Source organism: Pseudomonas sp. 50_B, assembly GCF_017491625.1.
In the GTDB taxonomy this organism is placed as follows: Bacteria; Pseudomonadota; Gammaproteobacteria; order Pseudomonadales; family Pseudomonadaceae; genus Aquipseudomonas; species Aquipseudomonas danubii.
The window spans coordinates 37,420-62,636 of sequence record NZ_JAFGYX010000026.1 but is presented as its reverse complement, the minus strand read 5'-3'; the positions used below and the strand labels follow the sequence as shown (position 1 = coordinate 62,636).

Annotated in this window: 27 protein-coding genes; 24 read left to right on the top strand and 3 right to left on the bottom strand. The window is 65.6% G+C overall.

Annotated features, from left to right (window positions below; translation table 11 throughout):
* Positions 1–32: 32 nt before the first annotated feature.
* From J5M73_RS26860 to J5M73_RS26750, 23 genes are all read left to right on the top strand, one after another.
* Positions 33–752, top strand: coding sequence for a beta-ketoacyl synthase chain length factor (locus J5M73_RS26860; protein WP_102862829.1), 720 nt, complete (start codon positions 33–35; stop codon positions 750–752).
* Entirely contained in the window at positions 728–1,549 is an 822-nt protein-coding gene (locus J5M73_RS26855) for a lysophospholipid acyltransferase family protein (RefSeq protein WP_102862828.1), read from the top strand. Before J5M73_RS26860 ends, J5M73_RS26855 begins: the two co-directional genes overlap by 25 nt.
* On the top strand, positions 1,518–1,790 hold the full coding sequence (locus tag J5M73_RS26850) for a phosphopantetheine-binding protein (RefSeq protein ID WP_011058851.1): 273 nt from the start codon (positions 1,518–1,520) through the stop codon (positions 1,788–1,790). Before J5M73_RS26855 ends, J5M73_RS26850 begins: the two co-directional genes overlap by 32 nt.
* A gap of 9 nt (positions 1,791–1,799) precedes the next feature.
* Positions 1,800–2,054, top strand: a complete 255-nt coding sequence (locus tag J5M73_RS26845) for an acyl carrier protein (protein WP_016962653.1) — start codon at positions 1,800–1,802, stop codon at positions 2,052–2,054.
* Positions 2,051–2,596, top strand: coding sequence for a hypothetical protein (locus J5M73_RS26840; protein WP_102862827.1), 546 nt, complete (start codon positions 2,051–2,053; stop codon positions 2,594–2,596). The genes J5M73_RS26845 and J5M73_RS26840 overlap by 4 nt, the downstream gene beginning before the upstream one ends.
* Positions 2,593–4,266, top strand: a complete 1,674-nt coding sequence (locus tag J5M73_RS26835; RefSeq protein ID WP_102862826.1) for an AMP-binding protein — start codon at positions 2,593–2,595, stop codon at positions 4,264–4,266. Before J5M73_RS26840 ends, J5M73_RS26835 begins: the two co-directional genes overlap by 4 nt.
* A 31-nt stretch (positions 4,267–4,297) precedes the next feature.
* A complete protein-coding gene (locus J5M73_RS26830; protein ID WP_102863060.1) occupies positions 4,298–5,056 on the top strand; it encodes a glycosyltransferase family 2 protein in 759 nt (252 codons plus the stop codon).
* Positions 5,053–6,009 carry a glycosyl transferase gene (locus J5M73_RS26825; protein WP_102862825.1) on the top strand — a complete coding sequence of 319 codons (957 nt, stop codon included), beginning with the start codon at positions 5,053–5,055 and terminating at the stop codon, positions 6,007–6,009. Before J5M73_RS26830 ends, J5M73_RS26825 begins: the two co-directional genes overlap by 4 nt.
* Entirely contained in the window at positions 5,990–7,537 is a 1,548-nt protein-coding gene (locus J5M73_RS26820) for an aromatic amino acid ammonia-lyase (RefSeq protein ID WP_102862824.1), read from the top strand. Before J5M73_RS26825 ends, J5M73_RS26820 begins: the two co-directional genes overlap by 20 nt.
* Positions 7,527–7,952: an acyl-CoA thioesterase gene (locus tag J5M73_RS26815; protein WP_102862823.1), complete on the top strand. Its 426-nt coding sequence runs from the start codon at positions 7,527–7,529 to the stop codon at positions 7,950–7,952. Before J5M73_RS26820 ends, J5M73_RS26815 begins: the two co-directional genes overlap by 11 nt.
* 50 nt (positions 7,953–8,002) lie before the next feature.
* A complete protein-coding gene (locus J5M73_RS26810) occupies positions 8,003–8,629 on the top strand; it encodes an outer membrane lipoprotein carrier protein LolA (RefSeq protein WP_240322068.1) in 627 nt (208 codons plus the stop codon).
* Entirely contained in the window at positions 8,613–10,955 is a 2,343-nt protein-coding gene (locus J5M73_RS26805) for a hypothetical protein (protein WP_102862821.1), read from the top strand. Before J5M73_RS26810 ends, J5M73_RS26805 begins: the two co-directional genes overlap by 17 nt.
* Positions 10,949–12,139, top strand: coding sequence for a sodium:proton antiporter (locus tag J5M73_RS26800; protein WP_102862820.1), 1,191 nt, complete (start codon positions 10,949–10,951; stop codon positions 12,137–12,139). Before J5M73_RS26805 ends, J5M73_RS26800 begins: the two co-directional genes overlap by 7 nt.
* Positions 12,126–13,373 (top strand): NAD(P)/FAD-dependent oxidoreductase, encoded by a 1,248-nt coding sequence (locus tag J5M73_RS26795; RefSeq protein WP_102862819.1) that lies wholly within the window; start codon positions 12,126–12,128, stop codon positions 13,371–13,373. The genes J5M73_RS26800 and J5M73_RS26795 overlap by 14 nt, the downstream gene beginning before the upstream one ends.
* Positions 13,370–14,131 carry a class I SAM-dependent methyltransferase gene (locus J5M73_RS26790; protein WP_102862818.1) on the top strand — a complete coding sequence of 254 codons (762 nt, stop codon included), beginning with the start codon at positions 13,370–13,372 and terminating at the stop codon, positions 14,129–14,131. Before J5M73_RS26795 ends, J5M73_RS26790 begins: the two co-directional genes overlap by 4 nt.
* Positions 14,128–14,613 (top strand): DUF3261 domain-containing protein, encoded by a 486-nt coding sequence (locus J5M73_RS26785; protein WP_102862817.1) that lies wholly within the window; start codon positions 14,128–14,130, stop codon positions 14,611–14,613. The genes J5M73_RS26790 and J5M73_RS26785 overlap by 4 nt, the downstream gene beginning before the upstream one ends.
* On the top strand, positions 14,610–15,806 hold the full coding sequence (locus tag J5M73_RS26780) for a beta-ketoacyl-[acyl-carrier-protein] synthase family protein (protein ID WP_102862816.1): 1,197 nt from the start codon (positions 14,610–14,612) through the stop codon (positions 15,804–15,806). The genes J5M73_RS26785 and J5M73_RS26780 overlap by 4 nt, the downstream gene beginning before the upstream one ends.
* The gene (locus J5M73_RS26775; RefSeq protein ID WP_102862815.1) at positions 15,803–16,276 is read left to right on the top strand and encodes a hotdog family protein; all 474 of its coding nucleotides are present in this window, start codon (positions 15,803–15,805) and stop codon (positions 16,274–16,276) included. Before J5M73_RS26780 ends, J5M73_RS26775 begins: the two co-directional genes overlap by 4 nt.
* Entirely contained in the window at positions 16,273–17,001 is a 729-nt protein-coding gene (gene fabG, locus J5M73_RS26770; RefSeq protein ID WP_102862814.1) for a 3-oxoacyl-ACP reductase FabG, read from the top strand. Before J5M73_RS26775 ends, fabG begins: the two co-directional genes overlap by 4 nt.
* Positions 17,001–18,227 carry a beta-ketoacyl-ACP synthase gene (locus J5M73_RS26765; protein ID WP_102862813.1) on the top strand — a complete coding sequence of 409 codons (1,227 nt, stop codon included), beginning with the start codon at positions 17,001–17,003 and terminating at the stop codon, positions 18,225–18,227. Before fabG ends, J5M73_RS26765 begins: the two co-directional genes overlap by 1 nt.
* A 25-nt stretch (positions 18,228–18,252) precedes the next feature.
* Complete coding sequence (locus tag J5M73_RS26760; protein ID WP_102862812.1) at positions 18,253–18,702, top strand: hypothetical protein; 450 nt, start codon at positions 18,253–18,255, stop codon at positions 18,700–18,702.
* Between the two features lie 62 nt (positions 18,703–18,764).
* Complete coding sequence (locus J5M73_RS26755; protein ID WP_102862811.1) at positions 18,765–19,211, top strand: excinuclease; 447 nt, start codon at positions 18,765–18,767, stop codon at positions 19,209–19,211.
* 205 nt (positions 19,212–19,416) lie between these two features.
* Entirely contained in the window at positions 19,417–19,908 is a 492-nt protein-coding gene (locus tag J5M73_RS26750; RefSeq protein ID WP_102862810.1) for an excinuclease, read from the top strand.
* Here J5M73_RS26750 and J5M73_RS26745 read toward each other — a convergent pair.
* Positions 19,876–20,775, bottom strand: a complete 900-nt coding sequence (locus J5M73_RS26745) for a LysR family transcriptional regulator (protein WP_102863059.1) — start codon at positions 20,773–20,775, stop codon at positions 19,876–19,878. The two genes, J5M73_RS26750 and J5M73_RS26745, sit on opposite strands and share 33 nt — an antisense overlap.
* A 120-nt stretch (positions 20,776–20,895) precedes the next feature.
* Between J5M73_RS26745 and J5M73_RS26740 the strand changes: the two genes are divergently transcribed.
* Positions 20,896–22,173: an MFS transporter gene (locus J5M73_RS26740; protein ID WP_102862809.1), complete on the top strand. Its 1,278-nt coding sequence runs from the start codon at positions 20,896–20,898 to the stop codon at positions 22,171–22,173.
* A gap of 209 nt (positions 22,174–22,382) precedes the next feature.
* Here J5M73_RS26740 and hemE read toward each other — a convergent pair whose 3' ends face one another.
* Positions 22,383–23,450, bottom strand: a complete 1,068-nt coding sequence (gene hemE / locus J5M73_RS26735) for a uroporphyrinogen decarboxylase (RefSeq protein ID WP_102862808.1) — start codon at positions 23,448–23,450, stop codon at positions 22,383–22,385.
* Between the two features lie 251 nt (positions 23,451–23,701).
* Positions 23,702–25,120 carry an FAD-dependent oxidoreductase gene (locus J5M73_RS26730; protein ID WP_102862807.1) on the bottom strand — a complete coding sequence of 473 codons (1,419 nt, stop codon included), beginning with the start codon at positions 25,118–25,120 and terminating at the stop codon, positions 23,702–23,704.
* Between the last annotated feature and the right edge of the window lie 97 nt (positions 25,121–25,217).

Below are 25,217 nucleotides of genomic sequence, written 5' to 3'. Positions count from 1 at the left end.
CAAGGAAGCCCGCAGGGGCGGGATGAAATCAAGTGATCAAGTTCAACATCGCTCAATGGCGTGCATGGGCCCCTGGGCTCGAAAGCGTGGACGCCTGGCAGGCCTGGAGCCGTCAGCCGACCCTGCCCGAGAGCAGCGATGCCGCTCCCGATGTGTCTTTTCTGCCCGCCATGCAGCGCCGCCGTCTCAGTCGCCTGGCGCGCATGGCTTTCAGCGTTGGCTGGCCCCTGGCCGAAGGCCTCGAGCAATTGCCGCTGGTGTTCATTTCCCGGCACGGCGAAACCCCGCGAACCTTCGAGATCCTCAGCGACCTGGCCGCCGAGCAGCCGCTGTCGCCCACCCAGTTCAGCCTCTCGGTGCACAACGCGGTGATCGGCCTGTGGTCGATCATGCGCGGCGAAACCAGTGAAATGACTGCCCTGGCCGCCGCCGGCGACGGCCTGGAACACGGCCTGCTGGAAGCCGCCACCCTGCTGGCGGACGGCGCTCCCCATGTACTGCTGGTGATCACCGAGGAACAGCCGCCCGAGGCCTACGCCAGCTGGATCGACGACGTGCCGTTTCCCTATGCCCTGGGCCTGTTGCTGACCCCAGGCGACGACTGGCAACTGTCCCTGGACAGCCACGACGGTCAAATCCCCAAGACCCAGTGGCCCCATGCCCTGAACCTGCTGCGAACCCTGCTCGGCTCGCAGACCTTTTGCCAACATGCCTGGATGAATCGTGTATGGACCTGGCAACGCAACCACTGAGCGCCAAGGGCCGCAATGCCTACTACTGGCGCCTGCTGGCCACCGGTCTGAGCTTTGCACTGTTCGGAATAGGTGGTTTGTGCCTGCGCCTGGTGATTTTCCCGCTCCTGGCCTGCCTGCCTGGCGACGCCGCGAGCCATAGCCGGCGCGCACGCCGGACCGTCAGTCGGCTGTTCTGGCTGTTCATCCGTTTCATGGCCAAGAGCGGCGTGCTCACCTACGAAGTCCAGGGCGCCCACCTGCTCGGCCGTCCGGGGCAGATGATCATTGCCAATCACCCGTCGCTGATCGACGTGGTGTTCCTGATCGGCCTGGTGCGCGATGCCAACTGCGTGGTGAAGCAAAGCCTGTGGGACAACCCCTTCACCCGCAGCCCGGTGCGCGCCACCCAGTACATCAGCAACGACGGCAGCATGGACATGCTCGACAGCGCCTCCGGGGCGCTGCAAGCAGGCCAGACCCTGATCGTCTTTCCCGAAGGCACCCGTACCCAGCCGGGCGCCGCTCCCGCCTTTCATCGGGGGGCCGCGGCGATTGCCCTGCGGGGTGCGAAAATCATTACCCCGGTGGTGATCAAGGTCAGCCCCACCACCCTGACCAAGGCCGAGCCCTGGTATCGCATTCCGCAACGCCGTGTGCACTTCAGTTTTCACGTCGGTGCCGATATAGACCCACAGACCTTTGCCGCCCAAGGCCCCGCGCCTCAGGCGTCGCGCAAGCTCAATGAGCACTTGCACCACTATTTCATCAAGGAGCTCGCCAGAGATGAGCGATACACACCCGGATCTGATGCTTGAAATCAAACTGCTGATCATCGACGCCCTGGGCCTCGAAGACATCAGTGCCCAGGACATCGGCAACGATCAGACCCTGTTCGGCGAAGGCCTCGGCCTGGACTCGGTGGACGCCCTGGAACTGGGGCTGGCGATCCAGAAAAAGTACGGCATCAAGATCGATGCCGACGCCAAGGACACCCGCAACCACTTCAGTAACGTGGCGAGCCTTGCGGCGTTCGTCACTGCAAAACAGGCAGCTTGAGAACCGACCATGCAAACCCGTGACGACATCTTCAATACTCTGCGCGATGCCCTGGTCGAACTCTTCGAGCTTGAGCCTGACAGCATCAGCCTGGATTCCAACCTGTACCAGGACCTGGAAATCGACAGCATCGACGCCGTCGACCTGATCGACCACATCAAGCGTCAGACCGGCAAGAAAATCGCCGCCGAGGAATTCAAGTCGGTGCGTACCGTCAATGACGTGGTCGAGGCGGTCTACCGTCTGGTCCAGCCGGCCGCATGAGCCGGCTGATCGGCCTGGGCTTGTTGCTGGCCGGCCTGCTTTACCCCTTTGCGGTGTATTTCGGTATGGAGCACTTCGCTCCGTGGCAATTCGGCCTGCTGCTGGGCGGCCTGTGGCTGGCCCGGGCGCTGACCGGGGAACGTCGTCCCGGCAGCTTGTGGATGGCAGCCGCGGCGCTCGTCTTCTGCCTGCTGCTGGCGTGGTTCGACCACCCGGCGCTGCTGCGCTGGTACCCGGTGCTGATCAGCAGCTTCATGCTCGGCCTGTTCGGCCTGAGCCTGAAGTACGGCCCGCCGGTGGCGGAGCGCCTGGCGCGCCTTGGCGAGCCGGACCTGCCGGAAAAAGCCATACGTTATACCCGCCAGGTGACCATCGCCTGGAGTGTGTTTTTCCTTTGTAACGGAGTAATCGCCGCGGCCCTGACCCTCTGGGCGCCGCTGAGCTGGTGGACGTTGTACAACGGCCTGATCGCCTACGGGCTGATGGGTTTGCTGTTTGCCATTGAGTGGCTTTTACGACAACGGGTACGAGGCCGTAGATGAACTGGATTGCCCTTGAGCGGCTATTGCTCAGGACCCAAGCACCGCGGGTGGTCAGCGCCCATCCCGATATCCACCTGGAAGGCTTGCAGACCCGGGCCCTGGGCCTGGCCGCGGCCTTGCAAGCGCGCGGCGTGCGACGCCTGGCGCTGCACCTGGAAGATGCCGTCGACCTGGCCGTAGCCCTGCTGGGTGCCTGGCGCGCCGGGGTCAGTGTGTTGCTGCCCGCCGACCTGCAGGCCCAGACCCGCCAGCGCTGGGCGACGGACGTCGACCTGTGGCTGACCGACCAGGACCCGCCCTTGCAGCCACTGCAGGCTGCGCCGCTGGAACCGGCGGAGCTGGACCTGGACGCCTGCCAACTGAGCCTGTGCACCTCAGGCTCCAGCGGCGAACCCAAGCGCATCGAGAAAAACCTGCGCCAGCTGGCCAACGAGGTCAGCGCCCTGGAACAGCTCTGGGGCACCGACCTGGGCCCGGCCTGGATCATCGGCAGCGTCGCCACCCAGCACATCTATGGCCTGCTGTTCCGCGTGCTCTGGCCGCTGTGCGCCGGGCGTCCTTTCGTGCGCCGTCAATTGCCGTTCCCCGAAGACCTGCAACGGGCCAGCCGCGAATGCCCGGCATTCGCCTGGGTGGCCAGCCCGGCCCTGCTCAAGCGCATGGGCGACAACCTCGACTGGCCGGCCCTGAGCCCGGTGCGCCGGGTGTTCTCCTCCGGCGGCGCCTTGCCTGCCGAGGCCGCCAGCGGGCTGCAACAGCGCCTGCAGCAATGGCCGACGGAGATCCTCGGCAGTTCGGAAACCGGTGGTATCGCCTGGCGCCAAGGGCCAGAGCTGTGGCAGCCCTTTGCCGAGGTGCACCTGAGCCAGGACAGCGACGGCGCACTGCTGATCGCCTCGCCCTACCTGCCGCCCGGGCATGTCGAACACACGGCCGATGCCGCGCGCATCGCCGCCGACGGCCGTTTCGAGCTGTTGGGCCGCCTGGACCGCATCGTCAAGCTGGAAGAAAAACGCATCTCCCTGCCCATGCTCGAACAGGCCCTGGAGCAGCACGACTGGGTCGCGGAAGCACGCCTGGGGGTGATTGAAGACAACCGCGCCTACCTTGGCGCCCTGCTGGTACTCAGTGAGTCCGGCCTGCATGCCCTGCGCAACCAGGGCCGACGCCACCTGACCCAGGCCCTGCGCCAGCACCTGGCCGGGCATTGCGAAGCCCTGGCCCTGCCCCGGCGCTGGCGCCTGCTGCGGCAGATGCCCCTGAACAACCAGGGCAAGCTGCCCCAGGCCGAAGTGCAGGCCCTGCTGCTGGCGCCACGCCCACAAGCCCCGGAAGTGCTGGAGCAAGTGCAGCACGCCGACGAATGGCAACTGCAACTGGCAATTCCACCAGACCTGGCCTACTTCAGCGGGCACTTCCCCGCCACACCGGTGCTGCCGGGGGTGGTGCAAGTGGACTGGGCCCTGGCCCTGGGTCAGCAGTTGCTCGATCTGCCGGGCCGCTTCGCCGGCATGGAAGTGCTGAAGTTCCAGCAACTGGTGCGCCCCGGCGACTGCATCCAGCTCAACCTGCGCTTCGACGTCCAGCGCCAGAAACTGTATTTCGCCTTCCTGAATGACGGCGCCCCCTGCTCCAGCGGGCGGATCATCCTGGAGGCCAACTGTGGATAACGCTTCCCTCTTCGCGGTTGTAGGCGCTGGCTTGCCAGCCAAGGGTTCAGCGCCGACCCACAAGCCCTGCGCCGTCATTCCGGTCTACAACCATGAAACTGCCGTGCCCGCCGTGGTCGACGCGCTCCTGGCCCGGGGCCTGCCCTGCGTATTGGTGGACGACGCCAGCAGCCCGGCCTGTGCGGCGGTGCTGGAACAACTGGCCGAGCGCGAGCAGGTATTCCTGATTCGCCTGGCCATCAACCAGGGCAAGGGCGGCGCGGTCATGGCCGGCCTGCGCGAAGCCGCTCAGTTGGGCTTCAGCCACGCCTTGCAGGTCGATGCCGACGGCCAGCACGACCTGGCGGATGTGGATCACTTCATCCAACGCTCACAGGCCCATCCCGAGGCGCTGATCTGCGGTTATCCGCAGTACGACGCCAGCGTGCCCAAGGGGCGCCTGTACGCCCGCTACCTGACTCACGTCTGGGTCTGGATCAACAGCCTGTCGCTGCAGATCCCGGACTCCATGTGTGGCTTCCGGGTCTATCCCCTGCCCGCCACGTTGGCCCTGCTGGACTCGGTGCAACTGGGGCGGCGCATGGACTTCGACCCGGAGATCCTGGTGCGCCTGTCCTGGCGCAACCAGCCCATGCACTGGCTGCCGACCCGGGTGCACTACCCCCAGGACGGCCTGTCGCACTTTCGCCTGTTCCACGACAACGCGCTGATTTCCAAGATGCACGCCAAGCTGTTCTTCGGCATGTTGCTGCGCCTGCCGCTGATTCTCTGGCGCCGGTGGCGTTCATGAGCCTGGAGCAACCCAAGGAGCCCGGCAGCGAACACTGGGCCGGCCATCAGGAGCGCGGCAGCTTCTGGCTGATGAAGCTCACCGCCTTCGGTGTACGAGTGCTGGGGCGCCGGGTGCTGAGCCCGGTGCTGTACGCCATAGTCTTCTACTTCTTCCTGTTCGGCCGCCGCGCCCGCCGCAGCATCTGGCAGTACCAGCAGCGCCTGGCCCAATGGAGCGGGCGCGACGAATTGCGCCCCAGCCACTGGCGGGTGTTCGGCCAGTTCATGGCCTTTGCCGATGCCCTGCTGGACAAGCTCGATGTGTGGAACGGCAAGTTGCGCATCGAACAGATCGAAATCGTCGACCCGGCGCAGCTGCGCCATCAGCTGCGCGGGGAACGCGGACAACTGCTGGTGGGCGCGCACCTGGGCAACCTGGAAGTCTGCCGGGCCCTGGCCGAGCTGGGCGAGCAAGTGACCATGAACGTGCTGGTGCACACCAAGCACGCCGAACGCTTCAACCGCCTGCTGGGCGAGGCCGGGGCCAGCAACCTTCGGCTGATCCAGGTCAGCGAGCTGGACCCGGCGATCATGCTGCAACTGAGCCAGCGCCTGGATCGCGGCGAGTGGCTGGCGATTGCCGGCGACCGCGTACCGCTGCACGGCGGGCGCAACGTGCGGGTGGATTTCCTCGGCCATCAGGCCGCTTTTCCCCAGGGCCCCTGGCTGCTGGCCGGGCTGCTCAAGTGCCCGGTCAACCTGCTGCTGTGCCTGAAACAGCAGGGCCGTTACCAGGTGATCCTCGAGCCCTTCGCCGAGGCCGTGCAGTGGAAGCGCAATGACCGCCAGCAGGTGATCGCCCAGTGGACCGCCCGCTACGCCGAGCACCTGGGCCAGTACTGCCTGCAGGCACCGCAACAATGGTTCAACTTTTACCCATTCTGGAAGACCGATGACGACCTCGACCCATGAGCCGGTAACCTTCGGCGAACACCCCCTGCGCATCGAAGACGTGCTGGCCCTGGCCAACCGCCAGGTGCCGACCCGCCTGCAAGACGACGCCGCCTGGCGCCAGCGGATTGCCAAGGGTGCGCAGTTCCTCGACTCCCTGCTGGACAAGGAAGGGGTGATCTACGGCGTGACCACCGGCTACGGCGACTCCTGCGTGGTGGCGGTGCCGCTGCAGCATGTCGAAGCCCTGCCGCGTCATCTGTACACCTTCCACGGCTGCGGCCTGGGCAAGCTGCTGGACGCCCAGGCCACCCGCGCTGTATTGGCCGCACGCCTGCAGTCGCTGTGCCATGGGGTTTCCGGGGTCCGGGTGGAACTGCTGGAGCGCCTGCAGGCCTTCCTCGACCAGGACATCCTGCCGCTGATCCCGGAAGAGGGCTCGGTGGGCGCCAGCGGCGACCTGACGCCGCTGTCCTACGTGGCGGCCACCCTGTCCGGCGAACGCGAGGTGCTGTTCCGCGGCGAGCGTCGTGAGTCCGCCGACGTGCACCGCGAGCTGGGCTGGGAGCCCCTGGTGCTGCGGCCCAAGGAAGCCCTGGCGCTGATGAACGGCACCGCAGTGATGACCGGGCTGGCCTGCCTGGCCTTTGCCCGGGCCGATTACCTGCTGCACCTGGCCACCCGCATCACCGCCCTCAACGTGGTGGCCCTGCAAGGCAACCCGGAGCACTTCGACGAACGCCTGTTCGCCGCCAAGCCGCACCCGGGGCAGATGCAAGTGGCCGCGTGGCTGCGCCAGGACCTGGCCATCGATGCGCCGACCGCGCCCCTGCACCGCCTGCAGGACCGTTACTCGCTGCGCTGCGCGCCCCATGTGCTCGGCGTGCTGGCCGACAGCCTGAACTGGCTGCGGGGCTTTATCGAAACGGAACTCAACAGCGCCAACGACAACCCGATCATCGACGCCGAGGCCGAACGCGTGCTGCACGGTGGGCACTTTTATGGCGGGCATATCGCCTTCGCCATGGACAGCCTGAAGAACCTGGTGGCCAACGTCGCCGACCTGCTGGACCGGCAGTTGGCGCTGCTGGTGGACGTGCGCTACAACCACGGCCTGCCGAGCAACCTGTCCGGCGCCAGCGCCGAACGCGCCATGCTCAATCACGGGTTCAAGGCGGTGCAGATCGGCGCCAGCGCCTGGACTGCCGAAGCCCTGAAAAACACCCTGCCGGCCAGCGTGTTCTCCCGTTCTACCGAGTGCCACAACCAGGACAAGGTGAGCATGGGCACCATCGCCGCCCGCGACGCGATCCGCGTGCTGGAGCTCACCGAGCAAGTGGCCGCCGCCACCTTGCTCGCAGCCAACCAGGGCGTCTGGCTGCGCCGCCAGGAAGCCGACGCCCGGCCGTTGCCGCCGGCCCTGGATGCCATGCACCAGCAACTGGCCGCAGACTTCCCACCGGTGATCGAGGACCGCGCCCTGGAGCGCGAGCTGCGCCTGTGCCTGCAACGTATCGCCGAACAACACTGGAGGCTGCATGCGCAGTAAGGGAGTGATCCACGCCGACACCCAGGTCCAGGTGCCGTTCTTCGACGTCGACACCATGCATGTCGTCTGGCACGGGCACTACGTCAAGTACCTGGAAGTCGCCCGCTGCGCCCTGCTGGACAAGCTCGGCCACAACTACAACCAGATGCTCGAATCCGGCTACGCCTGGCCGGTGATCGACCTGCAACTGCGCTACGTGCGCGGCGCGGTGTTCGGCCAGACCCTGAACGTGCGCGCCAGCCTGGTGGAATGGGAGAACCGCCTGAAGATCAACTACCTGATCACCGACCTGGCCAGTGGCGAGCGCCTGACCCGCGCCAGCTCGGTGCAGGTGGCCGTGGAGATCGCCAGCCGGGAGATGCAGCTGGCCTCGCCCAAAGTCTTCACCGACGCCGTTGCCAGGGCCCTGCCATGAGGGTAGGAGCGAGCTTGCTCGCGAAGATCGTGGGTCTGTCGGCCAATTGCATGATGCCAGGCACCCTGGTGCGGCGGTTCGCGAGCAAGCTCGCTCCTGCGCTACTGGTATTGCTGGTGATACCGGGGTTGGCCCAGGCCTTCGATCTGCAACAACTGAGCGACCAGCTGTCGCGGCCGGAGGTGATCCACGGTCGCTTCATCCAGGAAAAACACCTGCGCGCCCTGCCCCAGCCTTTGACCAGCAAGGGCCACTTCGTCCTGGCGAAAAACCATGGCCTGCTGTGGCTGCTGCAGACCCCGTTGCAGCAGGACTACCGCATCACCGCCGCCGGCATTGCCCGGCGCGATGCCGGCGGCTGGCAGATGCTTCCGGGCAAGAGTGCCGGTGCCGAACAGAACCGCCTGTTCCTCGCCGTGCTGCAAGGCGACAGCAGTGGCCTGCAGCGTGACTTCGAACTCAAGCTGCAAGGCAGCGCGCAGAACTGGCAGTTGCAACTGATCCCCCGCTCCCTGCTGCTGAAACAGATCTTCAACCAGATCAACATCGACGGCGGCGAGCTGGTGCAACGCATCGAACTGCTGGAAGCCCAGGGCGACCGTACCTTGCTGATCATGCAGGACAGCAGCAGTGCCCAACCCTTGAGTGAAGCGGAGCAACATGACTTTGCCGAGTGAACGCTGGCTGCCGCGATCCTTCCTGATCCTGCTGGCCCTGGTGCTGGCCTTGGGCGCCTGGCAATGGCGCCACGGTGCGCCCCTGTCCGCCAACCTGATGGAACTGGTGCCCGGCACCGCCCCGGACGCCCTGGAGCTGCTGGCCGAACAGCGCATGCAGGAACCGCTGAACCGGGAAATCCTGGTGCTGGTGGGGCATGCCGAGCGCGAAAAAGCCGTGGCCATGGCCCGGCAACTGGCCGAGCAATGGCAGGCCAGCGGGCTGTTCGAGAAGGTCCAGTGGAACCTGCAGGCCGACCTGCCGGCCTTGCGCAAGCAACTGCTGCAAGGCCGCCTGGCCATGCTCTCGGCCCCTGACCGCGAGCAGTTGATCAGCCAGCCCCAGGCGTTCATCGAGCAGCGCGTGCAAAGCCTCTTCGACCCCTTTGCCGGCTTCTCCCTGGTGCCGAGCCAGGATGACTGGCTGGGCCTGACCGGACGTATTCAGAACAGCCAGCCGCAACACGGCGCGGTGCAATTGGACATCGGCAGCGGCGCCCTGGTGGCCGACGCCGATGGCAAACAATGGGTACTCCTGCGGGCCCGCACCAACGGCAATGCCTTCGACATGCAATTGCCCTTGCAGGTGGCCGAACTGCTGGACCACAGCCGCGAACAGGCCGGCCACAGCGATGTACAACTGCTGGCCGCCAGCGGCTTGCTGTACGCCGCCAACGGCCAGCAGCAGGCCAGCCGGGAAATCACCTGGGTTGGCGGAGGCGCCACCCTGGGCATCCTCTTGCTGCTGCTCCTGGCCTTCCGCCGCTGGCGCGCCTTGCTGGCCTTCGTCCCGGTGCTGGTGGGCATGCTGTTCGGCGCCGTGGCCTGCGTCGCGCTGTTCGGGCGCATGCACGTCATGACCCTGGTGCTGGGCTCAAGCCTGATTGGCGTGGCCGTCGACTACCCCCTGCATTACCTGTCCAAGAGCTGGAGCCTGAAACCCTGGCGCAGCTGGCCGGCCCTGCGCCTGACCCTGCCCGGGCTGAGCCTGAGCCTGATCACCAGTTGCATCGGCTACCTGGCCCTGGCCTGGACCCCATTCCCGGCGCTGACCCAGATCGCCGTGTTCTCCGCCGCCGGCCTGCTGGGGGCCTACCTGTCGGCGGTGTGCCTGCTGCCGGCCCTGCTCAAGGGCGTCGAACTGCGTCCGGCGCAATGGCCGCTGCGGGTCGCCGAAGCCTTGCTCGGGGTGCGTGCCGCGCTGCTCAAGCGTGTGCCGAGCCCGGCGTTGCTGGCCCTGTTGGCGCTGTTCTGCGCCGCTGGTTTGTGGCAGCTCGAGAGCAAGAACGACATTCGCCAATGGGTCGGCGCACCGCCGCAACTGATGCAAGAGGCCCAGGCCATTGCCCGGATCACCGGCTATCAACCCACCAGCCAGTTCTTCCTGGTGCGCGCGACCGATCAGCAGCAATTGCTGGAACGCCTGCGCGCCCTGGACCTGCGCCTGCAACAACTGGTGAGCCTGGGCAAGCTCAAGGGCTACCTGTCCCTGGACCAACTGGTGAGCCAACCCACCGAGCAGCAACAAGTGCGCGAGGCCCTCAAGCAACTGCCGGGCGTCTGGCAGCCGCTGCTGGCGCTGGGGGTGCCCCTGCCGGCCCTGCAAGCGGAGTTGAAACAACTGCAGGACCTGCCCGTGGCCGACATTGATACCGCGCTCATCGGCCCCCTGGCCGAGCCTTATCGCCCGCTGTGGCTGGGCAGCAACGCCAGCGGCGTAGCGGCCATGGTCAGCCTGCAAGGCTTGAACGACGCTGCCCTGCTGCGGGTCCAGGCCGATGACCTGCCAGGGGTGCAACTGGTGGATCGCCTGGGCGAGCTGAACCGCGTGTTCGCCGCAACCCAGGTCAGCGCCGCCGAACTCAAGCTGGCGTCCTGCGTGCTGATCGTGCTGCTGCTGATCCTGCCCTTCGGTTTCGGTGGCGCCTTGCGCCTGGTGGCCCTGCCGCTGCTGGCAGCCTTGTGCAGCCTGGCCAGCCTCGGCTGGCTGGGCCAGCCGCTGACCCTGTTCAGCCTGTTCGGCCTGCTGCTGGTGACGGCCATCAGCGTCGACTACGCGATCCTCATGCGCGAGCAGATCGGTGGCGCCGCCGTGAGCCTGCTGGGCACCTTGCTGGCGGCCCTGACCACCTGGCTGTCGTTCGGTCTGCTGGCGGTGTCCAGCACCCCGGCGGTGAGCAACTTCGGTCTGGCGGTGAGCCTGGGGCTGGCCTTCAGCTTTATCCTCGCGCCCTGGGCCGGCCACACGCCGCATCCGACGCCAGCCGCAGAGAACCCGCCATGCTGATCCTGCTGTTCTGGCTGCTGGCCCTGGCCCTGTTCGCCCTGGCCACCTACATCGGGCGCCACCTGGGCCTGATTCCGATTGTCAGCCAACTGCTGCTGGCGACCTTCGGCCTGCCGTTACTGATGCTGCTGTGGATCGAGCCGCACTGGCAGCTGGGCGGCGCGCAGCTGGTATCGCCGCAATGGCTCAAGTTCCTCTACGGCCTGAGCTTCGCCCTGCTGCTGGGGCACATCCTCAGTGATGTGATCGACCTGCGCCTGGACCGTCAGAGCCTGAAGATCGCCGTGCCGAGCTTCTGCATTCCCTTTGCCTGTGGCCTGGCCACGGCCTTCTGGCTGCTGCCGGCACAACCCTGGATCAGCTCCCTGGCGGTGGGCCTGCTGTTCGCCATTACCGCAATCCCGGTGCTTTACCTGTACCTGCGACACATCCAGTACCCGCCCGCCGCTACCCGGCGCCTGGTGCAGACCGCGATCCTCATCGACCTGACCTGCTGGACCCTGTTCGCCCTGGCCCAGGGCAGCCTGCAGGTGAGCAGCCTGCTGCTGCCCCTGGCGGGCGCCTGCCTGCCCCTGGTGCTGCGGGTCCTCGGCCTGCGCCAGCCCCTGCTGCACAGCCTGGGGTTCTTCGGCCTGCTGGTGCTGGCCGAGCACTACAAGCTCAATGCGCTGATCTTTGGCATCGGCTACCTGTTGTGCATGGCCGCCCTCAAGCTGCCGCTGGTGCTGCCGTTAAAGGCTGCCTGGATGAACCGCTTGCAGACCTTGGTTGCCATTCCGCTGATCCTCACGTTCGGCATCGTGCAGATCAACGTGCACAGCGCCATGGACAGCCTCGGCTGGGTGCAACTGGCGGCGCTGCTGTTGCTGCCGATTGCCAGCAAGCTGCTGGGCAACTGGCTCGGCCTGAGCTGGGCCGGCGCCTCTTTCGAGGGCGCCAGCCGCTGGCGGGAAAGCCTGCTGCTGAACATTCGCGGCTTGAGCGAGATCGTCTTTCTCAACCTGCTGCTGCAACAACAGTTGATCAGCCCGGCGCTGTACTTCGCGCTGATGCTCATGGGCCTGATCGCCACCCTGCTGCCGGCCCTGGCCGGGATGCACCGAACGCCTGCGGCCGCGGTAAACGCGGCCCCCCTGAACCTGAACATCGCCGAACCGGCAAGGAGCCCCAGTGCCAACAGTTGAAATGCAACGTCGCCAGGTCGTGGTGATTGGTGCCGGCCCCTCGGGGGCCATCGCGGCCGCGCTGCTCAAGCGCCAGGGCCACGACGTGCTGATCGTCGAGCGGCAACATTTCCCGCGTTTCTCCATCGGTGAAAGCCTGCTGTCCCACTGCCTGGATTTCGTCGAGGAAGCCGGCATGCTGGAGGCAGTGCAAGCCGCCGGTTTCCAGCTCAAGAACGGCGCAGCCTTCGCCTGGGGCGAGCACTACAGCGCCTTCGATTTTGGTGACACCTTCAGTAACGGCAAGCCCACCACCTTCCAGGTGCAGCGCGCCGACTTCGACAAGCTGCTGGCCGACCAGGCCGCCCTGCAAGGGGTCGAGATCCGCTACGGCGAGGAGATCATCGCGGTGGACGTGGCGCGGCCGTTGCCGCAGCTCGACTGCCGCCGCGAGGACGGCAGCCAGTACCGCATCGAAGCCGACTTCATCCTCGACGCCAGCGGCTACGGCCGGGTCCTGCCACGCCTGCTGGAACTGGAAGCACCGTCGAACTTCCCGGTGCGCCGGGCGGTGTTCACCCATGTCGAGGATCGCATCGACTGCGAGCATTTCGACCGCAACAAGATCCTTATCACCACCCACCCGGAACACCGCGACATCTGGTTCTGGAGCATCCCCTTCAGCAACGGCCGCTGCTCGGTGGGGGTGGTGGCCGCCGACGAACACTTCGCCGGGCGCGATGGCGACCTGGACGCCTGCTTGCGCGGCTTCATCAACGAAACCCCGAGCCTGGCCAAGGTCCTGGAAAACGCCGAGTGGGACACCCCGGCGCGGACCATCGGCGGCTACTCGGCCAACGTCACCACCCTGCACGGCCCGGGCTTCGCCCTGCTGGGCAATGCCGCGGAATTCCTCGACCCGGTGTTCTCCTCCGGCGTGACCATCGCCATGCGTTCATCGAGCATGGCCGCCGCGGTGCTGCACCGTCAGTTGCAAGGCCAGAGCGTCGATTGGCAGAGCGAGTTCGCCGAACCGCTCAAGCGTGGCGTCGACACCTTCCGCTGCTACGTCGAAGGCTGGTACGCCGGCACTTTCCAGGACGTGATCTACCACCCGGGCAGCTCGCCGGAAATCCGCCGCATGATCAGCTCGATCCTCGCCGGCTACGCCTGGGATGAGCGCAACCCCTTCGTCAGCGAGCCCAAGCGCCGGCTCAAGGCCCTGTCGCAAGTCTGTGCGAGGGACGTGGCATGAGCGAACCATCCAGCCAGTACCTGAGCGCCAGCTACGTCGAGGAAACCCGCTTCGGCTTCTGGTTCCTGCGCAGCCACACCTGGCAGCACCATGTGCTGCGGGTGGCGATCAACGACCTGCGCTCGCTGTTCGATGGCGAGCCGCCCGCCCATCCGGTGCTGCTGGATGCCGGCTGCGGCCAGGGCAAGTCGTTCCAGTACCTGCGCCAGGTGTTCGCTCCGCAGCGCCTGATCGGCCTCGACGCCGACCCCCACAGCCTCGAGCTCAGCGCCGAGGAAGCCCGGCGCCAGCAACTGCAGGTGGAACTGATCGGCAGCGACTGCGCGACCCTGGAGCTGGCGGACGCCAGCGTCGACCTGTTGTTCTGCCACCAGACCTTCCATCACCTGGTGGAGCAGGAAAAGGCCCTGGCCGAGTTCTACCGGGTGCTCAAGCCGGGAGGCTACCTGCTGTTCGCCGAATCCACCGAGGCCTACATCGATACCTGGGTGATCCGCTGGCTGTTCCGCCATCCGATGCAGGTACAGAAAAGCGCCGCCGAGTATCTGCAGATGATTCGTCGGCAGGGCTTTGAGTTCGGCCCGCAGAACGTGTCTTATCCTTACCTGTGGTGGAGCCGCGCCAAAGACTTCGGCCTGTTGGAGCGCTTCGGCCTGCGCCAGCCGCCGCCGGTGGGCCAGCGCGAGGAAACCCTGGTCAATGTGGTGGCCCGCAAGCCCCTGAATCCCCCGGTCACCGAGGAAGGTCTGCCCGCATGATCCGCGCTCTGCTGCTCGGTTGTGTCCTGTTGCTGAGCGCTTGCGTCAGTCAGGCTCCGCTGCCCGAGCGCACGCCTTCCCTGGTGTTGCCGTTGCAGTTGCATGTGCAGCGCCAGGCGGATGGCCAACGCCAGGACTGGCTGCTGGTGATCCAGGCTGAAGGCGCGGACCTGCGCTGGTCGCTGATGGACCCATTGGGCATTCCCCAGGCCCGTCAGCGCCTGGTGCATGGCCAGTGGCAGGCCGATGGCCTGCTGCCCCCCAACCCGGAGGCCCGGGAGCTGTTCGCAGCGCTGCTGTTCGCCCTCACACCCGAGGCGGAACTGGCCGCCAACTACCCGGGCGCTCGTCAGCAAGGCGCCCAACGTACCCTCGGCCCACGCTGGCGGATTGACTATCAACAACTTCTGGATTTCGAGTTGAACCTGCCTCAAGGCCCGCACTACCACATCACTGCACTGAGTACCGAGGCCACCCCATGACGGCCTACCTCAATGCCCTCGGGGTGATTTGCGCCCTGGGCCGCAATCGCCAGGAAGTCGCCCGCAGCCTGTTTGCCGGCGACTGTTCAGGCATGCGCGACGAAAGCCACTGGGTGCCCGAGCGCACCTTGCCGGTGGCGGCGGTGCGCGGTCCACTGGCCCCCATGCCCAGTGGCTTCCAAGCGCAAAACAGCCGCAACAACCAATTGCTGCTGGAGGCCACGCTGCAGATCGAGGACGACATCCGCCAGGCGATCCAACGCTATGGCCGTGGCCGCATCGGTATCGTCCTGGGCACCAGCACCTCGGGCATCGACGAAGCCAGTCGCGGCATTGCCCGTTATCTGCAGGACCGGCAATTCCCGGCGGATTACGACTACCGCCAGCAGGAGCTCAGCGCGCCGGCAAACTTCCTCGCCGACTGGCTGCAACTGTGCGGCCCGGCCTATGTGATTTCCACCGCCTGCACCTCCAGCGCCCGGGCCCTGATCAGCGCCCGGCGCCTGCTGGACCTGGGCCTGTGCGACGCGGTGCTGTGCGGCGGGGTCGACAGCCTGTGCCAGCTCACCCTGAACGGCTTCACCGCCCTGGAGGCGGTGTCCGCTCAGCGCTGCAATCCGTTTTCCCGCCACCGCGACGGCATCAACATCGGTGAAGCGGCGGTGCTGTTCCTGATGAGCAAGGAACCGGGCCGTGACTCGCCCATTGCCCTGCTGGGCGGCGGTGCCAGTTCCGATGCCTACCATATTTCCGCCCCGGCCCCCGACGGTCGAGGAGCCTTGCAGGCCATGAAACTGGCCCTGCACAGTGCCGGCTTGCAGCCACAACAGATCGGCTACCTGAACCTGCACGGCACCGCCACCCAGCACAACGACGCCATGGAGAGCCTGGCGGTGGCGCAGCTGTTCCCCGAAGGCGTGCCCTGCTCATCGACCAAGCCCATGAGCGGCCATACCCTGGGGGCCGCTGGTGCTCTGGAGGCCGCGTTCTGCTGGCTCAGCCTGAGCGCCGAGAACCCCGCCCAGGCACTGCCGCCGCACCTCTGGGACGCCCAGGCCGACCCGGCCCTGCCGGCACTGCGCTGGGTCACCCCGGCCGACCGCCTGGACCCGCATGCCCCGCGCCGCCTGATGAGCAACTCCTTCGCCTTCGGCGGCAACAACGTCAGCCTGATTATCGGAGACGCCCCATGATTGACTGGCCGCTCGCCGAGTTGCTGCCCCATGCCGGGGACATGATCCTCATCGATCAGGTCCTGGCTTTTGATGAAGAACAGATCCGCACTCGCCTCCAAGTTCGCCCCGGCGGCCTGTTCAACCGCGCCGATGGCAGCCTGCCGGCCTGGGTCGGCATCGAACTGATGGCCCAGAGCGTCGCCGCCTACGCCGGTTGCCGCGCCCGCCAGCAGGGCTTGCCGGTGGAGCTGGGTTTTCTTCTGGGCACCCGTAAATTCGAGTGCAACGTTGAACATTTCCCCGTCGGCAGCACCCTGGAGATCCACGCCCTGCGCTCCCTCGAAGACGACAACGGCATGGGCGTGTTCGAGTGCCACCTCAGCGGCCCTGGCATTGCCGCCAGCGCGCGCCTGAATGTGTTCCGTCCGCCCCAGGCCGCCGACTATCTGCATGAAACACCTGCCTCTTCTACAGGAACCCCGTCATGACTGACTCCGTACTGGTCACCGGCTCCAGCCGTGGCATCGGCCGTGCCATCGCCCTGCGTCTGGCCCAGGCTGGCTATGACCTGGTGCTGCATTGCCGCAGCGGCCGCAGCGAAGCCGAAGCCGTCAAGGGCGAAGTCGAGGCCCTGGGCCGCAGCGCCCGCATCCTGCAATTCGACGTGTCGGACCGAGCGGCCTGCAAGGCCGCGCTGGAAGCTGACGTTGAGACTCATGGCGCCTATTACGGCGTGGTGCTCAATGCCGGGCTGACCCGCGACGGCGCCTTTCCGGCCCTCAGCGAAGAGGACTGGGATCAGGTGCTGCGCACCAATCTCGACGGTTTCTACAACGTCCTGCACCCGGTGATGATGCCGATGATCCGCCGCCGCGCCGCCGGGCGCATTGTCTGCATCACCTCGGTATCGGGGCTGATCGGCAACCGTGGCCAGGTCAACTACAGCGCTTCCAAGGCCGGGTTGATCGGCGCCGCCAAAGCTCTGGCCATCGAGCTGGGCAAGCGCAAGATCACTGTCAACTGCGTGGCCCCGGGCCTGATCGACACCGCCATGCTCGACGAGAACGTGCCGGTGGACGAGCTGATGAAGATGATCCCCGCCCAGCGCATGGGCACCCCGGAAGAAGTCGCCGGCGCGGTGAACTTCCTGATGTCCGCCGAGGCCGCCTACATCACCCGCCAGGTGCTGGCGGTGAACGGGGGCCTGTGCTGATGAAACGCGTGGTCGTCACCGGCATGGCCGGCATCACCTCCCTGGGCAGCGACTGGGCCAGCATCGCCGAGCGCTTCGCCGCCAACCGCAGCGGCATCCGGCGCATGGACGAGTGGGACAGGTTCAGCGAACTCAATACCCGCCTGGCCGGCCCTATCGACGACTTCCAGGTGCCCGGCCACTGGACCCGCAAGCAACTGCGCAGCATGGGCCGGGTTTCGCGCCTGGCCGTGGGCGCCGCCGAGCAGGCCCTGGCCGACGCCGGGCTGCTGGGCGACCCGTCGATCAAGGACGGGCGCATGGGCGTGGCCTGCGGTTCTTCCACCGGCAGCACCGACGAGATCAAGGCCTTCGGCAACATGCTGCTGAACTCGGTGGCCGAAGGGCTCAACGCCAACTCCTACGTGCGCATGATGCCCCACACCACCGCGGCCAATATCAGCATCTTCTTCGGCCTCACCGGGCGCCTGATTCCCACCTCCAGCGCCTGCACCAGCGGCAGCCAGGGCATCGGCTACGCCTATGAAGCGATCAAGTTCGGGCGTTTGCCGCTGATGCTTGCCGGTGGTGCCGAAGAGTTGTGCCCCACCGAGGCCATGGTGTTCGACGCGCTGTATGCCACCAGCCTGAAAAACGATGCGCCCCACACCAGCCCGCGGCCCTACGACACCGACCGCGACGGTCTGGTGATTGGTGAGGGCGGCGGCATGCTGGTGCTCGAAGAACTGGAACATGCCCTGGCCCGCGGCGCGCGCATTCACGCGGAAATCGTCGGCTTCGGCAGCAACGCCGACGGCCAGCACACCACCCGTCCCGAGCAGAGCACCATGCGCCGGGCCATGGAGCTGGCGCTGGAGGATGCGGCCCTGTTCCCGGCGGCCATCGGCTACGTCAACGGCCATGGCACGGCCACCGAACAGGGCGATATCGCCGAGACCCAGGCCACCAGCAGCCTGTTCGGCAATCGCATGCCCATCAGCTCGCAGAAGAGCTTTCTCGGCCACACCCTGGGCGCCTGCGGCGCGCTGGAATCCTGGTTCAGCATCGAGATGCTCAACCGCGACCTGTACGTGCACACCTGCAACCTGGATCAGGTCGACCCGCGCTGCGGCGAGCTGGACTACCTGCAGGGCGGTTTCCGGGCCATGAGCCACGAATACGTGATGAACAACAACTTTGCCTTTGGCGGCGTCAACACCTCGTTGATCTTCCGCCGCTGGTCCTGATGCCTCACCTCACTGGAGAAATGGAATGTCTTCCCTGTTTCGCGCCACCCTCATCGTCCTCGCCCTGCTGAGCGTCACCGCCTGCACCAGCAAGCGCATGTACACCCCCAACCGAGTGATCCCGGCCACCATCCAGGCCGACCAGGAGCAGGTCAAACAGGCGATCCTGAAGAACCTGGTGGCCCGCAAGTGGACCGTGCAGCGCATCAGCCCGGAGCTGATTCAGGCCGAGATCACCGTGCGTGAGCAGTTCCACGCCGAGATCGATATCCAGTACTCCGCCAGCTACTACAAGATCGTCTACCGCGACAGCCGCGACCTGGATTACAAGGACGGCAAGATCCACAAGAACTACATCCGCTGGGTACGCCTGCTGGACAAGGGCATCCTGCGCGAGCTGCGGGACAACCAGAACGAGCGGACCGCGCAACAGCTGTCCGACGCCGCGGCCAAGAGCTTCCCGACCGCGCAATGAGCCTCTCCCTGTGACCCCGGTCACAGGGCTGCTTCACCCCCTTTAATGTCATGGAGAATGCGATGCGTTTGAAGACACTGGCGGCCACCGCCACCCTGCTGCTGTGCACCCTGCCCGGCATCAGCCAGGCCCGCGATACCACCCTGTTCCTGCCTTTCGACAAGGTGGTGGCCGAGGCCATCAGCACCGGCAAGATCGATGGCAGCGTGAAGTTCTACCTGGCGGGCAACAAGCCGGCCGGCAAGGTCAGTGTGCTGAGCCCGGGCGCCGTGACCAACAAGAAGACCAATGCCTTCGGCAAGGCCGACCAGGTGGCCTGCGAGTGGGCCTTGCAGTCGGCGCTGATCACCCTGCATGAAGCGGCGAAGAAAGTCGGCGCCAACGCCGTGACCGACATCGCCAGTTTCTACAAGAGCCGTGAGCGCAAGGACGCCACCACCTATGAGTGCCATGCTGGCGCCATCATGGCTGGTGTCGCGCTGCGCGGGGATCTGTCTAAGGTCCAGTGAGCTGCGGCTGACAATGAAAAGGGCGCCCCACACAGCCTGGTGGGGCGCCCTTTTTGTTTCCGGGATTTTTTCGGGAGCCCGGCCAGCGCCGTCTACACTCGCAACAGCAGGCCGGGCCACCGTCGCCTGCGGGAGCCAAGCGCTGCGACTGGACCTGGGCCGGTGCGACGCTGGCTCTTCTTTCACGTCCGTCAAGGAGCCGACCATGCAAGTGAAAGCGCTGATTGCCCTGGCCCTGCTAGCCGTCCTGAGCCCCACCAGCCAGGCCACCAACCTGATGTACATGCCCTTCGAAAAAGTCGTGGCCGACGCCGAGCGCGCCGGGCGCCTGGATGGCAGCGTGAGCTTCCACCTGGCCGGCAACCCGCTGCCACCGGTGCTCCAGGTGCGGCTCACCGAAGTGACTACCCACAAGAAGACCAATGCCTCCAACAAGAGCGATATCGCCGCCTGCGAGTGGGCCTTGCAGTCGGCGCTGATCACCCTGCAAGCCGCAGCCAAGCGGGTCGGCGCCAACGCGGTGACCAACATCGTCAGCTACTACAAGCGCCACGTACGCAAGGACCTCAACACCTACGAATGCCGCGCCGGGGTGCTGATGGCGGGCGTCGCCCTGCGCGGCGACCTGGTCATCCTGCAGCCCCCGGTGCGCCCCAACAGCCCCTCAGGACGTGGCCCCGGTCTTGCGCGTCAGTAGCTCGACAAAGGCCTTGGCCATGGGCGAGGCCTGGTCCTGGCGCTGTACCAGCCACACCGCCGACATGGCCTCCGGGTCCAGCAGCCGACGATAGACCACGCCGTCGATGCGCATGCGCTGGTAGGACGCCGGCAGTACCGAGACCCCCAGCCCTGCTGCGACCAGGCCGATGATGGTCATGGCTTCACCCGCCTCCTGGGCGAAATGCGGGGTAAACCCGGCCTCCCGGGACAGGCTCAGCAACTGGGCATACAGGCCGCTGCCATAGCTGCGAGGGAAGAACACAAAAGGCTCCTGGGCCAGCGCCGCCAGGTGCAAGCCCTCTTCACTGCCGCTGGCCAGCGGATGCTTGGCGCTGAGCACCGCCACCAGCGGCTCGCGCAGCAGCTCCACCACCGACAAGGAGTCCGGCAAGGGCAAGGGCCGCATGATGCCCACCTGGATCGTCTGGTCCACCAAGGCTTCGGCCACCTGGGTGCTGCTCATTTCCTTGAGCTTGAGGTGCACCGCGGGAAAGCGCTGGCGAAAGGCAAAGATGGCCTGGGGAATGGTCGAGTTGAAGGGGGCTGACGAGGTGAAGCCGATCTTCAGTTCGCCCAGTTCGCCCAACTGCGCGCGCCGGGCCACGTCTGCCGCCTTGTCCACCTGAGCCAGCACCAGGCGCGCCTCTTCGAGGAACAGGCGCCCGGCCTCGCTAAGCTCGACCCGACGATTGGTACGCTCGAACAGCCGGGCGCCCACCTCCTGCTCCAGGGCCTGGATCTGCTGGCTCAGCGGTGGCTGGGAGATACCCAGCACCTGGGCCGCGCGGCCGAAGTGCAGCTCTTCGGCGACGGCGATGAAGTAGCGCAAGTGACGCAATTCCATGGGCGATTCCATTGAGTCGTTAAAGCTATCAAACAGGTCGAACAATATATTGGAAATGATCATTAGCCAGCTATATGCTTTTTTCCATTGCCTGACCGGCTGCGTCCCCCCGAGGTCCCCGTGAAAACCGCTGTTGCCCCCCTTGCCCACACCCTCGCCGCTACGCCCCTGGACGAGGTGGTCGCCCAACTCAACGAGGTCTACATCGAGAAAGGCACACCGCTGTTCATGCGCACGGTGCTGGCGCTGTTCTCCGGGGGCTTTGCCACCTTCGCCCTGCTGTACTGCGTGCAACCGATGATGCCGCTGCTGTCCCGGGAGTTTTCCATCAATGCGGCCCAGAGCAGCCTGATTCTCTCGGTGTCGACGGGCATGCTGGCCATCGGTCTGCTGATCACCGGGCCCATTTCCGACCGCATCGGCCGCAAGCCGGTGATGGTGGCGGCCTTGCTCGCCGCCGCCCTGTGCACCATCGCCAGCGCACTGATGCCCAGCTGGCACGCAGTGCTGGTGATGCGGGCGCTGGTGGGGCTGTCCCTGAGCGGGCTGGCAGCGGTGGCCATGACCTACCTCAGCGAAGAGATTCACCCCCAGCACATCGGCCTGGCCATGGGCCTGTACATCGGCGGCAATGCCATTGGCGGCATGAGCGGGCGACTGATCACCGGGGTGCTGATCGACTTCGTCAGCTGGCACACAGCGATGCTGGTGATCGGCGGCCTGGCATTGATCGCCGCCGCGGTGTTCTGGCGCATCCTTCCCGAGTCGCGCAACTTCCGCCCCCGCTCGCTGCACCCACGCAGCCTGCTGGACGGCTTTACCATGCACTTTCGCGACGCCGGTCTGCCCTGGCTGTTTCTTGAAGGTTTCCTGCTGATGGGGGCCTTCGTCACCCTGTTCAACTACATCGGCTACCGCCTGCTGGCCGATCCCTATCAGCTGAGCCAGGCCTGGGTCGGGATGCTGTCGGTGGTCTACCTCTCGGGGATCTACAGCTCGGCGAAGATCGGCGCCCTGGCGGACCAACTGGGCCGACGCCGAGTGCTCTGGGCCACCATCGTGCTGATGCTGGCGGGGATCGCCCTGACCCTGCTGACGCCGCTGTCCCTGGTGCTGATCGGCATGCTGCTGTTCACCTTCGGCTTCTTCGGTGCCCACTCGGTGGCCAGCAGCTGGATCGGCCGCCGGGCCACCAAGGCCAAGGGCCAGGCCTCATCGCTGTACCTGTTCAGCTACTACGCCGGTTCGAGCATTGCCGGCACCGCTGGCGGGGTGTTCTGGCACCTGGCGGGGTGGAACGGCATCGGCCTGTTCATCAGTGCGCTGTTGCTAGGCGCGTTACTGATCGCCATGAAGCTCGCAAAACTTCCCCCTCTGACCCGCAGCGAAGCGGCCTGAGCGCGCCAAAGCTTCAGCAACGAAAACGCCCGGCATTGCAGGCTGTGTGAAAACTACTGCGTTTGGCAATACTGCGTTAAAAACAGGCTCGGAATGCTCATTTACAGCCAGTAAACGCCGCTTCCTCGCCTGTTTTTGCCTTGTCTTGCCTTCACTCGTGACGTTTTCACACAGCCTGCATTGACCGGGCGTTTTTGATGGGGTGGCGCTTACACGTGGTATTGCGCAGACAACTCGTGCACCGCTTCCAGGAAAGCACCGGCATGCTCCGGCTTCACTTCCGGGGTGATGCCGTGACCCAGGTTGAACACGTGGCCGCTGCCGGTGCCGTAGCTGGCGAGGATGCGCGCGACTTCGCTGCGGATCGCCTGCGGATTGGCGTAGAGCACGGTAGGGTCCATGTTGCCTTGCAGGGAAACCTTGCTGCCGACACGTCGACGGGCTTCGCCAATGTCGCAGGTCCAGTCCAGGCCCAGGGCGTCGGCGCCAGCATCGGCAATGCTTTCCAGCCACAGGCCGCCGCCCTTGGTGAACAGGATCACCGGCACCTTGCGCCCCTCGTGCTCGCGGATCAGGCCGCTGACGATCTTGCGCATGTAGGCCAGGGAGAATTCCTGATAGGCCGCCGACGAAAGGCTGCCGCCCCAGCTATCGAAAATCTGCACCGCCTGGGCACCGGCCAGGATCTGCCCGTTGAGGTAGGAAGTGACCGACTGCGCCAGCTTGTCCAGCAGCAGGTGCATGGCTTGCGGGTTGTCGTAGAGCATGGCCTTGGACTTGCGGAAGTCTTTCGACGAACCGCCTTCGACCATGTAGGTGGCCAGGGTCCAGGGGCTGCCGGCAAAACCGATCAGCGGCACGCGGCCATTGAGTTCGCGACGAATGGTGCTGACCGCGTCCATCACGTAGCCCAGGTCCTTTTGCGGATCGGGGATCGGCAGGGCTTCGATGTCGGCCAGGGTGCTGACCACTTTCTTGAAGCGCGGGCCTTCACCGGTCTCGAAGTACAGGCCTTGGCCCATGGCGTCGGGGATGGTGAGGATGTCGGAGAAGAGGATCGCCGCATCCAGCTGTGGATAGCGGTCCAGAGGCTGCAGCGTGACTTCGCAGGCGAACGCCGGGTTCATGCACAGGCTCATGAAGTCACCGGCATTGGCACGGCTGGCGCGGTATTCAGGCAGGTAGCGCCCGGCTTGCCGCATCATCCACACCGGGGTGACGTCTACGGGTTGCTTGAGCAGGGCACGAAGGAAACGGTCGTTCTTCAGGGCAGTCATGTCGGCATCCGGAAAAAAAGTGGGGGCATTTTCTCAGAGCGCGACACAAAAGGCACGGCAAGAGCCGTGCCTTTTATGTATCAGGTCAATTTGTCGCGGACTACAAGCAGTTGTTTAAGCGTCGCGAGCGAAGGCAAGGCAAGGCGAAAACAGACGAGGAAGCGGAGTTGACTGCTGTCAATGAGCATTCCGAGTCTGTTTCTGCGTAGCGCCGCAGGCGTGCAGCGCGCAGCATTGCCGAGCGCAGCAGCTTAAACGCCCAGGTAGTCGAGGATGCCTTCGGCGGCGTTACGCCCTTCGAAGATCGCCGTCACCACGAGATCGGAACCGCGGACCATGTCGCCACCGGCAAAGATTTTCGGGTTGCTGGTCTGGTGCTTGTACTGGCCTTGCTCCGGCGCCACGACGCGGCCCTGGCTGTCGGTCTGGATGCTGAACTGCTCGAACCACGGCGCCGGGCTCGGGCGGAAACCGAAGGCGATGACCACGGCGTCGGCCGGGATGATCTCTTCGGAGCCGGGAATCGGCTCGGGGCTGCGGCGGCCACGGGCGTCCGGTTCGCCGAGACGGGTCTCGACCACCTTCACGCCTTCGACCTTGTCTTCACCGACGATGGCGATCGGCTGGCGGTTGTAGAGGAACTTCACGCCTTCTTCCTTGGCGTTCTTCACCTCTTTGCGCGAGCCGGGCATGTTGGCTTCGTCACGACGATAGGCGCAGGTCACCGACTTGGCGCCCTGGCGGATCGAGGTGCGGTTGCAGTCCATCGCGGTGTCGCCACCGCCCAGTACCACCACCTTCTTGCCCTTCATGTCGACAAAGTCTTCCGGCGACTTTTCAAAGCCCAGGTTGCGGTTGACGTTGGCGATCAGGAAATCCAGGGCGTCGTACACACCCGGCAGGTCCTCACCGGCAAAGCCGCCCTTCATGTAGGTGTAGGTGCCCATGCCCATGAACACCGCATCGTATTCGGCAAGCAGTTGCTCCATGGTCACGTCCTTGCCCACCTCGGTGTTGAGGCGGAACTCGATGCCCATGCCGCTGAAGACTTCGCGACGATTGCTCAGCACGGTCTTTTCCAGCTTGAACTCGGGAATGCCGAAGGTCAGCAGACCGCCGATTTCCGGGTTCTTGTCGAACACCACCGGGGTCACGCCGCCACGCACCAGCACGTCGGCACAGCCCAGGCCCGCCGGGCCCGCACCGATGATCGCCACGCGCTTGCCAGTGGGCTTGACCTTGGACATGTCCGGGCGCCAGCCCATGGCGAAGGCGGTGTCGGTGATGTACTTCTCCACCGAGCCGATGGTCACCGCGCCAAAGCCGTCGTTGAGGGTGCAGGCACCCTCGCACAGCCGGTCCTGGGGGCAGACCCGGCCGCAGACTTCCGGCAGGGTGTTGGTCTGATGCGACAGCTCGGCGGCGGCGAGGATGTTGCCCTCGGCCACCAGCTTGAGCCAGTTGGGAATGAAGTTGTGCACCGGGCACTTCCATTCGCAGTACGGGTTGCCGCAACCCAGGCAGCGGTGGGCCTGGTCGGCCGACTGCTGGGGTTTGAAGGGTTCGTAGATCTCCACGAACTCTTTCTTGCGTTGACGCAACAGTTTCTTCTTCGGGTCTTTGCGCCCGACCTCGATGAACTGGAAGTCGTTATTGAGACGTTCGGCCATGTTCAGGAACCTCTTTACGACAGCCTCAAGCGACGAGCTTCAAGCTGCAAGACAATCACATTAAGTCGGCACACCGCGCACGAGCTTCAAGCTTGCC

What these genes read in the sequence shown, in the direction of transcription:
- J5M73_RS26855 (WP_102862828.1), top strand. Translation starts at nt 728, where the DNA reads ATGGACCTGGCAACGCAACCACTGAGCGCCAAGGGCCGCAATGCCTAC.
- J5M73_RS26850 (WP_011058851.1), top strand. Translation starts at nt 1,518, where the DNA reads ATGAGCGATACACACCCGGATCTGATGCTTGAAATCAAACTGCTGATC.
- J5M73_RS26845 (WP_016962653.1), top strand. Translation starts at nt 1,800, where the DNA reads ATGCAAACCCGTGACGACATCTTCAATACTCTGCGCGATGCCCTGGTC.
- J5M73_RS26840 (WP_102862827.1), top strand. Translation starts at nt 2,051, where the DNA reads ATGAGCCGGCTGATCGGCCTGGGCTTGTTGCTGGCCGGCCTGCTTTAC.
- J5M73_RS26835 (WP_102862826.1), top strand. Translation starts at nt 2,593, where the DNA reads ATGAACTGGATTGCCCTTGAGCGGCTATTGCTCAGGACCCAAGCACCG.
- J5M73_RS26825 (WP_102862825.1), top strand. Translation starts at nt 5,053, where the DNA reads ATGAGCCTGGAGCAACCCAAGGAGCCCGGCAGCGAACACTGGGCCGGC.
- J5M73_RS26820 (WP_102862824.1), top strand. Translation starts at nt 5,990, where the DNA reads ATGACGACCTCGACCCATGAGCCGGTAACCTTCGGCGAACACCCCCTG.
- J5M73_RS26815 (WP_102862823.1), top strand. Translation starts at nt 7,527, where the DNA reads ATGCGCAGTAAGGGAGTGATCCACGCCGACACCCAGGTCCAGGTGCCG.
- J5M73_RS26810 (WP_240322068.1), top strand. Translation starts at nt 8,003, where the DNA reads ATGATGCCAGGCACCCTGGTGCGGCGGTTCGCGAGCAAGCTCGCTCCT.
- J5M73_RS26805 (WP_102862821.1), top strand. Translation starts at nt 8,613, where the DNA reads ATGACTTTGCCGAGTGAACGCTGGCTGCCGCGATCCTTCCTGATCCTG.
- J5M73_RS26800 (WP_102862820.1), top strand. Translation starts at nt 10,949, where the DNA reads ATGCTGATCCTGCTGTTCTGGCTGCTGGCCCTGGCCCTGTTCGCCCTG.
- J5M73_RS26790 (WP_102862818.1), top strand. Translation starts at nt 13,370, where the DNA reads ATGAGCGAACCATCCAGCCAGTACCTGAGCGCCAGCTACGTCGAGGAA.
- J5M73_RS26785 (WP_102862817.1), top strand. Translation starts at nt 14,128, where the DNA reads ATGATCCGCGCTCTGCTGCTCGGTTGTGTCCTGTTGCTGAGCGCTTGC.
- J5M73_RS26780 (WP_102862816.1), top strand. Translation starts at nt 14,610, where the DNA reads ATGACGGCCTACCTCAATGCCCTCGGGGTGATTTGCGCCCTGGGCCGC.
- J5M73_RS26775 (WP_102862815.1), top strand. Translation starts at nt 15,803, where the DNA reads ATGATTGACTGGCCGCTCGCCGAGTTGCTGCCCCATGCCGGGGACATG.
- fabG (WP_102862814.1), top strand. Translation starts at nt 16,273, where the DNA reads ATGACTGACTCCGTACTGGTCACCGGCTCCAGCCGTGGCATCGGCCGT.
- J5M73_RS26765 (WP_102862813.1), top strand. Translation starts at nt 17,001, where the DNA reads ATGAAACGCGTGGTCGTCACCGGCATGGCCGGCATCACCTCCCTGGGC.
- J5M73_RS26760 (WP_102862812.1), top strand. Translation starts at nt 18,253, where the DNA reads ATGTCTTCCCTGTTTCGCGCCACCCTCATCGTCCTCGCCCTGCTGAGC.
- J5M73_RS26755 (WP_102862811.1), top strand. Translation starts at nt 18,765, where the DNA reads ATGCGTTTGAAGACACTGGCGGCCACCGCCACCCTGCTGCTGTGCACC.
- J5M73_RS26750 (WP_102862810.1), top strand. Translation starts at nt 19,417, where the DNA reads ATGCAAGTGAAAGCGCTGATTGCCCTGGCCCTGCTAGCCGTCCTGAGC.
- J5M73_RS26745 (WP_102863059.1), bottom strand. Translation starts at nt 20,775, where the DNA reads ATGGAATTGCGTCACTTGCGCTACTTCATCGCCGTCGCCGAAGAGCTG.
- hemE (WP_102862808.1), bottom strand. Translation starts at nt 23,450, where the DNA reads ATGACTGCCCTGAAGAACGACCGTTTCCTTCGTGCCCTGCTCAAGCAA.
- J5M73_RS26730 (WP_102862807.1), bottom strand. Translation starts at nt 25,120, where the DNA reads ATGGCCGAACGTCTCAATAACGACTTCCAGTTCATCGAGGTCGGGCGC.